General features: G+C 70.6%; 11 protein-coding genes, 1 other RNA gene and 1 pseudogene. 12 read left to right on the top strand and 1 reads right to left on the bottom strand.

Annotation, left to right across the window (positions count from 1 at the left end; all coding sequences use genetic code 11):
* The first annotated feature begins 137 nt into the window (after positions 1–137).
* From ftsE to ssrA, 5 genes and pseudogenes are all read left to right on the top strand, one after another.
* Positions 138–827 (top strand): cell division ATP-binding protein FtsE, encoded by a 690-nt coding sequence (gene ftsE / locus BM536_RS13765; RefSeq protein ID WP_067235911.1) that lies wholly within the window; start codon positions 138–140, stop codon positions 825–827.
* A gap of 36 nt (positions 828–863) precedes the next feature.
* On the top strand, positions 864–1,781 hold the full coding sequence (ftsX, locus tag BM536_RS13760) for a permease-like cell division protein FtsX (RefSeq protein ID WP_073492224.1): 918 nt from the start codon (positions 864–866) through the stop codon (positions 1,779–1,781).
* Between the two features lie 68 nt (positions 1,782–1,849).
* Positions 1,850–3,018, top strand: a pseudogene (locus tag BM536_RS13755) (S41 family peptidase).
* An 80-nt stretch (positions 3,019–3,098) separates the two neighbouring features.
* Positions 3,099–3,632 carry an SsrA-binding protein SmpB gene (gene smpB, locus BM536_RS13750; RefSeq protein WP_211362873.1) on the top strand — a complete coding sequence of 178 codons (534 nt, stop codon included), beginning with the start codon at positions 3,099–3,101 and terminating at the stop codon, positions 3,630–3,632.
* Positions 3,633–3,811: 179 nt separating this feature from the next.
* Positions 3,812–4,200, top strand: a transfer-messenger RNA (tmRNA) gene (gene ssrA / locus BM536_RS13745).
* A 63-nt stretch (positions 4,201–4,263) separates the two neighbouring features.
* Here ssrA and BM536_RS13740 read toward each other — a convergent pair.
* Entirely contained in the window at positions 4,264–5,496 is a 1,233-nt protein-coding gene (locus BM536_RS13740; RefSeq protein ID WP_073492220.1) for an MFS transporter, read from the bottom strand.
* Between the two features lie 83 nt (positions 5,497–5,579).
* Between BM536_RS13740 and BM536_RS13735 the strand changes: the two genes are divergently transcribed.
* The 7 genes from BM536_RS13735 to BM536_RS13705 all read left to right on the top strand — a co-directional run bounded on the left by BM536_RS13735 (position 5,580) and on the right by BM536_RS13705 (position 12,794).
* The gene (locus BM536_RS13735; RefSeq protein ID WP_073492218.1) at positions 5,580–6,545 is read left to right on the top strand and encodes a LysR family transcriptional regulator; all 966 of its coding nucleotides are present in this window, start codon (positions 5,580–5,582) and stop codon (positions 6,543–6,545) included.
* Positions 6,546–6,835: 290 nt separating this feature from the next.
* Complete coding sequence (locus BM536_RS13730; RefSeq protein WP_073492216.1) at positions 6,836–7,108, top strand: hypothetical protein; 273 nt, start codon at positions 6,836–6,838, stop codon at positions 7,106–7,108.
* A gap of 121 nt (positions 7,109–7,229) precedes the next feature.
* Positions 7,230–8,657 carry a nitrate/nitrite transporter gene (locus BM536_RS13725; protein WP_073492214.1) on the top strand — a complete coding sequence of 476 codons (1,428 nt, stop codon included), beginning with the start codon at positions 7,230–7,232 and terminating at the stop codon, positions 8,655–8,657.
* A gap of 100 nt (positions 8,658–8,757) precedes the next feature.
* Positions 8,758–9,942 carry a uroporphyrinogen-III synthase gene (locus BM536_RS13720; protein WP_073492212.1) on the top strand — a complete coding sequence of 395 codons (1,185 nt, stop codon included), beginning with the start codon at positions 8,758–8,760 and terminating at the stop codon, positions 9,940–9,942.
* A gap of 563 nt (positions 9,943–10,505) precedes the next feature.
* Entirely contained in the window at positions 10,506–11,102 is a 597-nt protein-coding gene (locus BM536_RS13715) for a CGNR zinc finger domain-containing protein (protein ID WP_073492211.1), read from the top strand.
* 343 nt (positions 11,103–11,445) lie between these two features.
* On the top strand, positions 11,446–11,967 hold the full coding sequence (locus tag BM536_RS13710; protein ID WP_010039908.1) for a sigma-70 family RNA polymerase sigma factor: 522 nt from the start codon (positions 11,446–11,448) through the stop codon (positions 11,965–11,967).
* Positions 11,967–12,794, top strand: a complete 828-nt coding sequence (locus BM536_RS13705) for an anti-sigma factor family protein (RefSeq protein ID WP_073492209.1) — start codon at positions 11,967–11,969, stop codon at positions 12,792–12,794. Before BM536_RS13710 ends, BM536_RS13705 begins: the two co-directional genes overlap by 1 nt.
* The last annotated feature ends 33 nt before the right edge of the window (positions 12,795–12,827 follow it).

Below are 12,827 nucleotides of genomic sequence, written 5' to 3'. Positions count from 1 at the left end.
CGGGCAGGAGCTGCCTCACAGGGCCGTGGCCGTACAAAAACGCACAAGCCGCACACAACCGTGACCGCTGCCTGCGCACGCCTCCCCGGTTCGCGTATGGTCACGCTCATCTACCCCCGGCGACCCGTGGTGCATCCGTGATCCGATTCGACAATGTCTCCAAGGTCTACCCCAAGCAGACCCGCCCCGCACTCAGGGATGTGTCCCTGGAAGTGGAGAAGGGCGAGTTCGTGTTCCTCGTGGGGTCCTCCGGCTCCGGAAAGTCCACCTTCCTGCGGCTGGTCCTCCGTGAGGAGCGGTGCAGCCACGGTCAGGTGCACGTCCTGGGCAAGGACCTCGCGCGCCTGTCCAACTGGAAGGTGCCGCAGATGCGCCGCCAGTTGGGGACGGTCTTCCAGGACTTCCGCCTGCTGCCCAACAAGACGGTCGCCGAGAACGTCGCCTTCGCGCAGGAGGTGATCGGCAAGTCCCGCGGTGAGATCCGCAAGTCCGTGCCGCAGGTGCTCGATCTTGTCGGGCTCGGCGGCAAGGAGGACCGGATGCCCGGTGAGCTGTCCGGCGGTGAGCAGCAGCGGGTGGCGATCGCCCGGGCCTTCGTGAACCGGCCCAAGCTGCTGATCGCGGACGAGCCCACCGGCAACCTCGACCCGCAGACCTCCGTCGGCATCATGAAGCTGCTGGACCGGATCAACCGGACCGGTACGACCGTGGTGATGGCGACGCACGACCAGAACATCGTGGACCAGATGCGCAAGCGCGTCATCGAGCTGGAGAAGGGCCGCCTCGTCCGCGACCAGGCCCGCGGCGTCTACGGCTACCAGCACTGACCGCCACCGTCCACGGAAAGGCTTGAACAACCCGCCATGCGCGCCCAGTTCGTACTGTCCGAGATCGGTGTCGGTCTCCGTCGCAATCTGACGATGACGTTCGCCGTCGTCGTCTCCGTCGCCCTGTCGCTCGCCCTGTTCGGCGGGTCGCTCCTGATGAGCGACCAGGTCAACACGATGAAGGGCTACTGGTACGACAAGGTCAACGTCTCGGTCTTCCTCTGCAACAAGAGCGACGCCGAGTCGGACCCCAACTGCGCCAAGGGCGCGGTGACCGAGGACCAGAAGAAGCAGATCAAGTCCGACCTCGGCAAGATGTCGGTCGTCGACTCGGTGACCTACGAGTCGCAGGACGACGCCTACAAGCACTACAAGGAGCAGTTCGGGGACTCCCCGCTGGCCAGTTCCCTCACGCCGGACCAGATGCAGGAGTCGTACCGGATCAAGCTGAAGGACCCGCAGAAGTACGAGGTCATCGCGACCGCCTTCGACGGGCGGGACGGCGTGCAGTCGGTGCAGGACCAGAAGGGCATCCTCGACAACCTCTTCGGGCTGCTCAACGGCATGAACTGGGCGGCGCGGGCGGTGATGGCGCTGATGCTCGTCGTGGCGCTGATGCTGATCGTCAACACCGTGCGCGTCTCGGCGTTCAGCAGGCGGCGCGAGACCGGGATCATGCGCCTGGTCGGCGCCTCGGGCTTCTACATCCAGGCGCCCTTCATCGCGGAGGCCGCGGTCGCCGGGCTCATCGGCGGCGGGGTCGCGTGCGGATTCCTGGTGCTCGCCCGGTACTTCATCATCGACAACGGTCTGGCGCTGTCCGAGAAGCTGAATCTGATCAACTTCATCGGCTGGGACGCGGTGCTGACGAAGCTTCCGCTGATCCTCGCCACCAGCCTGCTGATGCCCGCGCTGGCCGCCTTCTTCGCGCTGCGCAAGTACCTGAAGGTGTGACGCATGCCAAGGGGGTCGTACGGTCAAGCGACCGTACGACCCCTTCGCGTTCCCCTAGACTCACCGCCATGTCAGGTGGAGAACCGCTCTGTTCACCCCGCCGCTTCGGCCACGGGGCGGCTCTGACCTTGGTGTTCGCAAGCGTGCTCGTCGCGGGCGCGGCGACCGGCTCACTGCCCGCCGACGGCGGCGGGCCCGCGCCCGGAGCGGCCCGCGCCACCGCCCCCATCCGTCCCGAGGCCGTGACCAGGGCCGCCGAGGAAGCGATGGCCGACGGAAAATCGCCCCTGGAGGCGGCCGAACGTGCCGTGAGCCGCAGCGGGGACCGCTGGGCGGCGGTGTACTCCGAGGGCGAGTACGAGGAGTTCGCGGAGTCCCTCGACGGCCTGTACACCGGCGTCGGCCTGGAGGCGCGGCGCGAGCGGGACGGCCGGATCGAGGTCACCAGGGTGCAGGCCGGGTCACCCGCGGCCGCCGCCGGTATCCGCGCCGGGGACCGGCTGCGCAGCGTCGACGGACGTGCCGTCGCCGGACGTCCGGTCACCGACGTCGTCTCCCTGCTGCGCGGTGACGCGACGGACGCCGCCGCCGGTACGACCGTCCGGCTCGGCCTGGAGCGGGGCACGCGCGCGTGGACCGAGACGCTGCGCCGGGCCCGGTTGTCCACCGACTCGGTCACCGTGCGCACCCTCGCCGGGGGCGTCACCGTCATCAGGATCACCGCGTTCACCAAGGGCGCCGGCGACGCCGTCCGCACCGCGGTCGACGCGGCCCCGGCCGGCGCCGGGGTCGTCCTGGACCTGCGCGGCAACTCGGGCGGTCTGGTCACCGAGGCCGTCTCCACCGCCTCCGTCTTCCTCGACGGCGGCCTCGTCGCCACCTACGACGTCGACGGCGAGCAGCGCGCCCTGCACGCCGACGCCGGCGGCGACACCACGCGCCCCCCTGGTGGCGCTCGTCGACGGCGGCACCATGAGCGCGGCCGAGCTGCTCACCGGGCGCCCTGCGGGACCGCGGGCGGGCGGTCGTCGTCGGCTCGCGCACCTTCGGCAAGGGCTCGGTCCAGATGCCGAGCCGGCTGCCCGACGGTTCGGTGGCGGAGCTGACCGTCGGCCACTACCGCACCCCTTCCGGCCGGAGCGTGGACGGCACAGGCGTCACCCCGGACCTCGACGCGGACGACAGGGCGCTGGAGCGGGCCGAGACCGTGCTGAGCGGGCTCGGCAACGCCTCGTGAGCCTCCCGTCACGCCGCCCGTAATCGGCTTTCCCTCAAGGGGCCCGCAGGTGCGAAAATGGCCGGACTATGAACAAGGCAATGTACGTACCCAAGGAGTCCCAGCCGAAGCAGGGCAAGCCGGCCGAGGACAAGACCAAGGGCCAGCGCAAGATCGTCGCGCAGAACAAGAAGGCCCGGCACGACTACGCGATCATCGATGTCTACGAGGCGGGTCTCGTGCTCACGGGCACCGAGGTGAAGTCGCTGCGCCAGGGCCGTGCCTCGCTGGCCGACGGCTTCGTGCAGATCGAGGGCGACGAGGCGTGGCTGCACAACGCGCACATCCCGGAGTACAGCCAGGGCAGCTGGACCAACCACTCCGCGCGCCGCAAGCGCAAGCTGCTGCTGCACCGCGAGGAGATCGACAAGCTGGCGTCGAAGTCGGAGGAGACGGGACACACGATCGTGCCGCTCGTCCTGTACTTCAAGGACGGCCGCGCGAAGGCGGAGATCGCGCTCGCGCGGGGCAAGAAGGAGTACGACAAGCGTCAGACCCTGCGGGAGAAGCAGGACCGGCGGGAGTCGGACCGGGTGATCGCGGCGGCCAAGCGGAAGCAGCGGGCAGCCCAGTAGCGGGCCCCGTGGCGGGCTCGGTCGCGACCCGTGGCGGAACCGGTCGGGGGCCCGGCGGGGCCAGGGCCGGTCGGCTGCCGGGAATAGGCTGGCATCGCGGTGCGTTGGTCACGTACGATGGCGACAGTCCTCCGCAGCGGGGACGAACCGCCCCCTCGGGGGCATTGAAAAATCAACATGGGGATGATCGGTTTCGACAGCGGCTGTTGAAGCAGGGGAAGCGTGTCGAGGAAGCGGCAATGATCTCGTTAACCATATGTCGCAAAAAATAATCGCCAATTCCAAGAGCGATTCCCAGTCCTTCGCCCTCGCTGCCTAATAAGCAGTGAGTGAAGGACCCTTAATGGGTGTCAGCCCGGGAGTGTTCCCGACCCGGATCCTGGCATAATCTAGGGGACTAAACCATCGAGCCCGGTCACGGGGTTCGATGGGAAACCAAACAGTGGCTGGGCCCGTCGGCGACTTGTTCGCGTGATCGCCGGGGCCGAGAAAATCGCAGCGAACTGCACACGGAGAAGCCCTGATTCTGCACCGTTGGACGCGGGTTCGATTCCCGCCATCTCCACCACCCCATGTGAACAGAGAACCCCGCCTCCCTCAGGGAGGCGGGGTTCTCTGCTGTGTGCTGCCCTCATGATCCGGCCGGGAGCAGGTGATCCCGGCCGGGCGTCTTCGGTACGGCGCGCCGGACGGCCGCCAGGGAGATCAGCAGGGCTGTCGCCGCGGCCAGCACCGGTATGCCGTAGCCCGCCGCCGGGGAGACGTGGTCGGTGACCCAGCCGCCCGCCGCGCTGCCGCAGGCGATGCCGCCGAGCAGGCCCGTCACGGCCAGGGTCATGCCCTCGTTGAGGCGGCCCTCGGGGGTGCGTTCCTGCACCAGCGCCATGGTGGTGACCATCGTCGGCGCGGTCGCCATCCCGGCCACCAGCAGTGCGCCGGCCAGCAGCGGCAGCGAACCGGCGACGGCCGCCGCGAGCAGGGGCAGCGTCAGCAGGACGGTCATCGCGGCCACGGTCCACGGGTGCCGGCGCGCGGCCGGGCCCGACGGCCGCAGCGTCCCGAACGCCAGCCCCGCCGCGCACGAACCGGCCGCCTGGAGCGCGAGCACCACGCCCGCCTCCGCGGCGTGCCCGCGCGCATCGGCGAACGCGATCGTGACGACCTCCGTCGCCCCGAACACCGCACCCAGCGACAGACAGCAGACCAGGAGCGGCGCGACGCCGGGCGCGCGCAGCGGCGACGATCCGGCCGCCGTACCGGGACGGGGCGGCGGCTCGGTCGAGCGCTGGGCGGCGAACACCAGGGTCCCGGTCACCAGCAGCACCGCGCCGGTCAGCGTGCCCGCCTCCGGGAAGAACGCGCCGCACAGGAACGCCGCGAGGACCGGGCCCAGCATGAAGCACAGTTCGTCGGCGGCCTGTTCGAAGGAGTTCGCGGTGTGCAGGGCGGCCGGATCGCCCCGGAGGAGGTGGTTCCAGCGGGCGCGGGACATGCCGCCGGTGTTGGGCGTGGTGGCGGTGGCGGCGTAGGCGGCGAACAGGGTCCAGTCCGGGGCGTCCCGGCGCACGCACACCACCAGCACGAGGCTGCCGACCACCGCGACCAGCGTGGCCGGTACGGCGACACGGGCCTGCCCGTACCGGTCGACGAGCCGTGCGGTCCAGGGCGCGACCAGCGCGGTCGCGGCGAGCCCGGTCGCGGTGACGGCACCGGCGAGGGCGTACGAGCCGCGCGTACCGGCGATCATCACGACCGCGCTCACGCTGAACATGCCCATGGGCAGGCGGGCCATGAGGTTCCCGGCGGTGAAGGCGCGGGCGCCGGGGACGGCGAAGAGACGGCGGTAGGGGTTCCGTGGCGGCATGCGTCCACCGTCACCCGCCGACGATCATGGGGTCCAACACCTGTTCGAAGCCGATTCACGCACCCGCGTTGTAAATTCGCCGGATGCCCGCTCATCTCGATCCCCGTCTGCTGCGTGCCTTCCTCGCCGTCGCCGAGGAACTCCACTTCACCCGCGCCGCCGCCCGCCTCTACGTCGCCCAGCAGGCCCTCAGTCGGGACGTACGGCGACTGGAGCGAGAGCTGGGTGCCGAACTGTTCCTGCGGACCACCCGGCAGGTGACGCTCACCGCCGACGGCGAACGGCTGGTGCCCCACGCGCGCGAGGTGCTCCGGGCGCTCGACGATCTGCTCGCCGCGTTCGGCCCGGCCCGCCCGCTGTTGGTGGACCTCAACTCGCCGGGGCTGGCCACCGGCCGCCGGGTGCTGCACCGGGCCCGTGAACTCGCCCCCGAACAGGAGCTGATGGCCCGCTTCGAGAGCGGTCTGACCGGCGCGGCCGTGGAGATTGTCGCGGGTCGGCTGGACGCGTCGTTCGGCCGGTACGCGGGCCTGAACCCCGTACTGCGGGGCCAGTTGGACCACCAGCTCGTGCGCTACGAGCCGATGGCCGTGCTGCTGCCCGAGGGGCACCCGCTGGCGTCGGCGGACCGGGTGCCGCTGTCCGCGCTGGCCGGGGAGCGGGTGTACGCGGGCGCCGGGAATCCGCGGACCCCGGAGTGGACCGACCTCGCCCGACTCCTGTTCGAGGGGCGCGGAATCGAGGTCGCGCCGCCCGTGCCGCTCGCCGTGGGAGAGGAGGAGTTCCGGCGGATCATGGCGAAAGAGCCCTTTCCGATCCTCGCGGCAGTAGGTTTTCCGGCCATGCCCGGAGCGGTGCTGCGACCGCTCGTCGATCCGGTCCCCCTGTCCCCCGTGTCACTGGTGTGGCGAAAGGGACTGGTCCATCCGGCGCTCGATGTGCTGCGCCGGGCGGCGGTCGAACTCGGGTTGGCGGAGGGGTGGTTGGAGCGTCCCGCCGACGGATGGATTCCGGCCATCGACATGAACATGGCGTGTACCCATATATGAGACATCACACACATTGGTGTTCCGGCGGCGCTGGATTCGTCGCCCTGAGCACGCTGGGGTCACTGGGGGTCACTGGGGTCACGTGGGGGTCACTGGGGTCGCTGGGGTCACTGGGGGCGCGCTGACCCGGGTGGGGGCCCGGTTCCACCGGCATGTGCTCGCGGTTTCGGGCGCACCCGGCAACCGACCCGCGGTGTCCCACTCCTCCCGCGCCTCAGCCCCGCCTGGCGGGAGCGGCCCCGCCGCCTGCGCCGCTGGGACCCCTGATCACCCTCCTCAACGCACGTGCCGTGACGGTCCACCTGTGGCACACCGTGTGCATCGTGGTCGTCGAGACCCCGTGGGACCGCCTGTGGAGCGTCGGCCTCACGGAGACCGACGCCCGCTGGATCCCGGCGAGTCCCTGGCCCCAGCTGCCGGCCGTCCGGCAGCTGACCGCGGGTTGCGTCGTCTGCTTCGGCTGGGGGGAGGACCTCGCGGCGGGGAGACGGCCGCGGCTCTGGCCGGACGACGCCCGGGAGCCCACCGCGCTTGACCTCTCATCCGGCCCTCGCGCAAGGTGAGAGCAACGTTCCCTTCCGGTCACCCACAGCCACAGGCCGGAAACGCGCCCTCCCTACCTTCGGGACTCATCACCGCTCATCCCCGCGAAACACCCCGAGCCCGGAGCACGTGGAGGCGTCAATGACAGCCCCTGGTACAGCCCCCGCACCCCCGACCGACCCGAACGCCTCCTCGGCCTCCTCGAAGGCGCCCTCGAAGAAGGGGAGCCACTGGATCGAGGAGTGGGACCCGGAGAACGAGGCGTTCTGGAACGCGAAGGGCGAGAAGATCGCCCGCCGCAACCTCCTCTTCTCCGTCCTCTCCGAGCACATCGGGTTCTCGATCTGGACCATGTGGTCCGTGCTGGTGCTCTTCATGGGCCCGGAGTACGGGCTCACCCCGGCGGACAAGTTCCTGCTGACGTCGATGGTGACGCTGGTCGGAGCCGTCGTCCGCGTCCCCTACACGTTCGCCGTCGCGATCTTCGGCGGGCGGAACTGGACGATCGTCTCGGCCGCCCTCCTCCTCGTGCCCACCGTCGCCGCGTTCACGGTGATGGAGCCGGGGACCTCGTTCAACACCTTCCTGCTGATCGGCTTGCTGGCCGGTATCGGCGGTGGCAACTTCGCCTCCTCGATGACCAACATCAACGCCTTCTTCCCCCTCCGTAGGAAGGGGTGGGCGCTCGGCCTCAACGCGGGCGGCGGCAACATCGGCGTGCCCGTCATCCAGCTGGCGGCTCTCGCGATCATCGGTGCCGGCGGTGGTCCGCGCGTGCTGCTGGGGATCTACATCCCGCTGATCCTCGTCGCCGCGGTCCTCGCCGCACTGTTCATGGACAACCTCGCGTCCGTGAAGAACGACACCGGCGCCGCGAAGGACGCCGCGAAGGACGCGCACACCTGGATCATGTCCTTCCTCTACATCGGCACCTTCGGTTCGTTCATCGGATACAGCTTCGCCTTCGGACAGGTGCTGCAGAACCAGTTCGGCCGCACCCCGCTGGAGGCCGCGTACGTCACCTTCATCGGCCCGCTGCTCGGCTCCCTGATCCGCCCCCTGGGCGGGTGGCTGGCCGACAAGCACGGCGGCGCGAAGATCACGCTGTACAACTACGTCGGCATGGGCGTGGCGACCGCGGTCCTCATCGCCGCCAGCATGGAGAAGTCGCTGGCCCTGTTCACCGTCGCGTTCGTGGTGCTGTTCGTCCTCAGTGGCCTCGGCAACGGCTCGACGTTCAAGATGATCCCCGGCATCTTCCAGGCGAAGGCGCTCGCCAAGGGGCTGGAGGGGGAAGCGGCTGCCGCCTACGGACGGCGCCTCTCCGGTGCCTCCATGGGTCTGATCGGCGCGGTGGGCGCGCTCGGTGGCGTCGGCATCAACCTCGCCTTCCGCCAGTCCTTCCTCTCCTACGGCTCCGGCACCGGCGCGTTCGTCGCCTTCCTCGCCTTCTACGGCGCCTGCTTCGTGGTCACCTGGGCCGTATACCTTCGCCGCCCGACCGGGCGGATCACCGCCTCCGGCACCGCATCCGAGGCGAAGTCGCAGCTCAGCTACGCCGAGGTGTGACGTAACACCAGCGACATGAAGCCGAACCGAGCCTGTCACGCACCATTGGCAGGCTCGCTCGGCATGTAGGTCCAAACGACTCCAGTGCGGGACGAGTGTTATGTACGAGCAGCAACAGCAGCGACCGGACCACAACCCGGGCAGCCAGGACTCCGAGCAGCACGGGCCCCTCGCCGGCTTCACGGTGGGGGTGACGGCCGCGCGCCGCGCCGACGAGCTCGGAGTGCTGCTCCAGCGGCGCGGGGCGGTGGTGCTGCACGCGCCCGCCCTGCGGATCGTGCCGCTCGCCGACGACAGCGAACTCCTCGCCGCCACCAAGGAACTCCTCGACCAGGCGCCCGACGTCGTGGTGGCCACCACCGCCATCGGCTTCCGGGGCTGGGTGGAGGCCGCCGACGGGTGGGGGCTCGGCGAACAGCTGATCGCCCGCCTCGCCGACGTCGAACTGCTCGCCCGCGGGCCGAAGGTCAAGGGCGCGATCCGCGCCGCGGGGCTCACCGAGAAGTGGTCGCCGTCCAGCGAGTCCATGGCCGAGGTGCTCGACCGGCTGCTGGAGGAAGGCGTCGAGGGGCGCCGCATCGCCGTCCAGCTGCACGGCGAACCGCTGCCCGGCTTCGTCGAGGCGCTGCGGGTCGGGGGAGCGGAGGTCGTGGGCGTGCCCGTGTACCGGTGGATGCCGCCGGAGGACATCTCGCCCGTCGACCGGCTCCTCGACGCCACCGTCTCGCGCGGACTGGACGCGGTCACCTTCACCAGCGCGCCCGCCGCCGCCTCGCTGCTGTCCCGGGCCGAGGAGCGGGGCCTGCTGCCCGAGCTGCTCGCCGCCCTGCACCACGACGTGCTGCCGGCCTGCGTCGGCCCCGTCACCGCGCTGCCCCTCCAGGCGCACGGGGTGGACACCGTCTCGCCCGAACGCTTCCGGCTCGGACCGCTCGTGCAACTGCTCTGCAAGGAACTGCCGGGCCGGGCCCGCGCGCTGCCCGTCGCCGGACACCGGCTGGAGATCCGGGGGCACGCCGTGCTGGTGGACGGCTCCCTCAAGCCCGTGCCGCCGGCCGGGATGTCCCTGCTGCGGGCGCTGTCGCGGCGGCCGGGATGGGTCGTACCGCGCGCCGATCTGCTGCGGGCGCTGCCGGGGGCGGGGAAGGACGAGCACGCCGTCGAGACGGCGATGGCCCGGCTGCGGACCGCCCTCGGGGCGCCGAAGCTGATCCAGACGGTGGTGAAGCGGGGGTACCGGCTGGCGCTGGACCCCGCCGCCGACGCGAAGTACTCGGACGGGTGAGACGGGAACGGGGGTCGGTGTGGCCGACTCGGGGGCCGGCCGCCCCAGGACCCCCGCTTCCCGGCCCTGAACGGGCCTCGTCCTCGAACGCCGGACGGGCTGGTACATCCCGCTCCGCGCCGGGAACGCCCCCGCCGGGCCGGAATATCCGGTCCTGGCGTAGACAGAGGCCCCTGGCCGGGCTGTGTGAGGTGTCTGGTGGGGTGAGACGCGCGTCCGGCCGGGTTGTGTGAGGTGTCTGGTAGGTGAGACGCACGCCTGGCTGGGCTGTACGAGGTGCCCGGTGGGCTGAGGCGCACCCCCGGCCGAGCTGGACGAGGTGCCCGGTGGGCTGAGGCGCACCCCCGGCCGAGCTGGACGAGGTGCCCGGGTCGGCCGGGTTGTGTGAGGTGCCCGGTGGGCTGAGACGCACCCCCGGCCGGGCTGGACGAGGTGCCCGATGGGCCGAAACGCACCCGCGGCCATGTACTCCCGCGTCCAGGGGCTTCCGGCGAGCCGCTTCCACCCGCCACTGTGAAAGGCGACGCTTCCCCTCGCAGCCTTTCCTCGGCGGTGACAGGCACATGGCACTGGGTACGGGCACGCTCCCCTATGACCTCCGCTTCGACGCCGGGCGGATCTGCCTGGACCTTCTCGCCACCGCCCACCCCCTCGAACGCCTCGACTCCCTACCGCCGTTGTGCGCCTGGATCGCCCGGTCAGGGCTCGTGCCGCCCGGCACCCCGCTGGCCCACGCCGGCCCCTCCTGGCCGCTCGCCTTCCGGGAACTGCGCGGCAGCGTCCGCCAGTTGGTGTCCGGGTGGCTCACCGGCGGGACGCGGTCCGCGTACGATCCCGCCCTCGCCCACGTCAACTCCGTGGCCCGTACCGCGCCCCCGGTCCCCCGTGCCGTACGCATGCGGGACGGGGCGCTCGTGCGGGAACTGGACGCGGAGCCGGAGTGCGCGGCGCTGCTCGCGGTGGTCGCGCGGGACGCGGTGGAGTTGCTCACCGACCCCGTCGCGCGGGCGGCGCTGCGGCAGTGCGCGGGGGACAACTGTCCGATCGTGTACGTCGACACGTCCCGTGGGCGGCGCAGGCGCTGGTGTTCCAGCGAGGTCTGCGGGAACCGGGAACGGGTCGCCCGGCACCGCCGCCGCGCGGCACTCGCCCGGACCTGACTCCCCGGGACCGGCCAAGTGGGCTGTCCGCTATGGGGCGTTCGTGACCGCACTGTCGAAGTGATTTCGATTACACGTTGTTTACCTTCACCCGTTGCCGGGCAGCCCGCCCCGACTCCCCGCGTGTGGGGGAAATGTAAAGAAAGAGGGGTGGGAATGTGCCTCGTTGTTCCCCTTGTCACGTCAACCCGCAGAAATCTGTCACTCGGGTTTGAACACTCGCAGGACCACATCCGTACCGGTGGGGGAGCGACCGACTCGGGGGAACCCCCGGACACCGGAGGTGGGCGTGCGCAAGGATGCGGCCGTGGCCAATGAACGTGGATCGAGGGCCCGACATCGCATGTCCCAGCCCTCGGAACCTGATGAGGAGCTGATGCGTGCTCTGTATCGGGAGCATGCCGGACCCCTTCTTGCGTATGTCCTGCGACTGGTCGCCGGCGACCGGCAGCGTGCCGAGGACGTCGTGCAGGAGACACTCATCCGAGCCTGGAAGAACGCCGGTCAGCTCAACCGGGCGACCGGATCGGTACGCCCCTGGCTGGTGACGGTCGCACGCCGCATCGTCATCGACGGCCACCGCAGCCGGCAGGCCCGGCCGCAGGAGGTCGACCCGTCGCCGCTGGAGGTCATCCCCGCGGAGGACGAGATCGACAAGGCGCTGTGGCTGATGACGCTGTCAGACGCTCTCGACGACCTGACCCCGGCCCACCGGGAGGTGCTCGTGGAGACGTATTTCAAGGGGCGTACCGTCAACGAGGCGGCCGAAACCCTGGGCATACCCAGCGGCACCGTCCGCTCCCGGGTGTTCTACGCCCTGCGGTCGATGAAGCTGGCGCTGGAGGAGCGGGGGGTGACGGCGTGATGAGTGTTTACGGGGGATTCGGAACGGGTGGTTCGGGTATGTCTGGCCCTATGCAGGGATCTATGCAGGGATCTCCGAGCCCGAGCGAACACGAGACCGTGGGCGCCTACGCCCTGGGGATCCTCGACGACGCCGAGGCAACCGCTTTCGAGGCACACCTCGCCGGGTGCGAGTGGTGCGCCCAGCAGCTCGACGAACTCGCCGGGATGGAGCCGATGCTGGCCGCGCTCGCGGACCTGCCGGGTGCCGGCACCCCCGCGATCGGCGAGTCCCTGTCCGCGAAGCCGGGCCCGCGGCTGGTCGAGAAGCTCGTCGTCGAGGTCTCGGACCGCCGCGCCCAGAAGCGCCGGCGCAGCCTCTACATGATCGCGGCCGGCGTCGCGCTGGTCATCGGCGGACCGCTCGTGGCCGTGGCGGCCGGCGGCGACGACAGCGGCGGAACCGGCATCGAGGCGGGCGTGAGCCCCGCGAAGTCGGCCTTCGAGACGCTCTCCGACAAGGTCACGGGCACCGACCCGGGCACCAACGTCACCGCGACCGTCGCCATGGGCGAGAAGGCCTGGGGCACCGAGGCCGTGGTCGAACTGAAGAACGTGGCGGGTCCCAACAAGTGCTCGCTCATCGCCGTCGGCAAGAACGGCGAACGTGAGACCATCTCGTCCTGGTCCGTCCCGGAATGGGGCTACGGCCTGCCCGACGCCAAGACCGAACAGGCCAAGAACCCGCTCTACGTCCAGGGCGGCGCCGCGTTCACCCCGAACGAGATCGACCACTTCGAGGTCATGACCTTCGACGGAAAGAAGCTCGTCGAGGTCGACGCGCCGTAGCCTCCAGCGGCCCCCTTCGCGTACGGTTGACGG

Source organism: Streptomyces phaeoluteigriseus, from assembly GCF_001896135.2.
In the GTDB taxonomy this organism is placed as follows: domain Bacteria; phylum Actinomycetota; class Actinomycetes; order Streptomycetales; family Streptomycetaceae; genus Streptomyces; species Streptomyces phaeoluteigriseus.
Note: the sequence above shows the minus strand (reverse complement) of the source record. Positions and strands in the feature narration are given on the sequence as shown.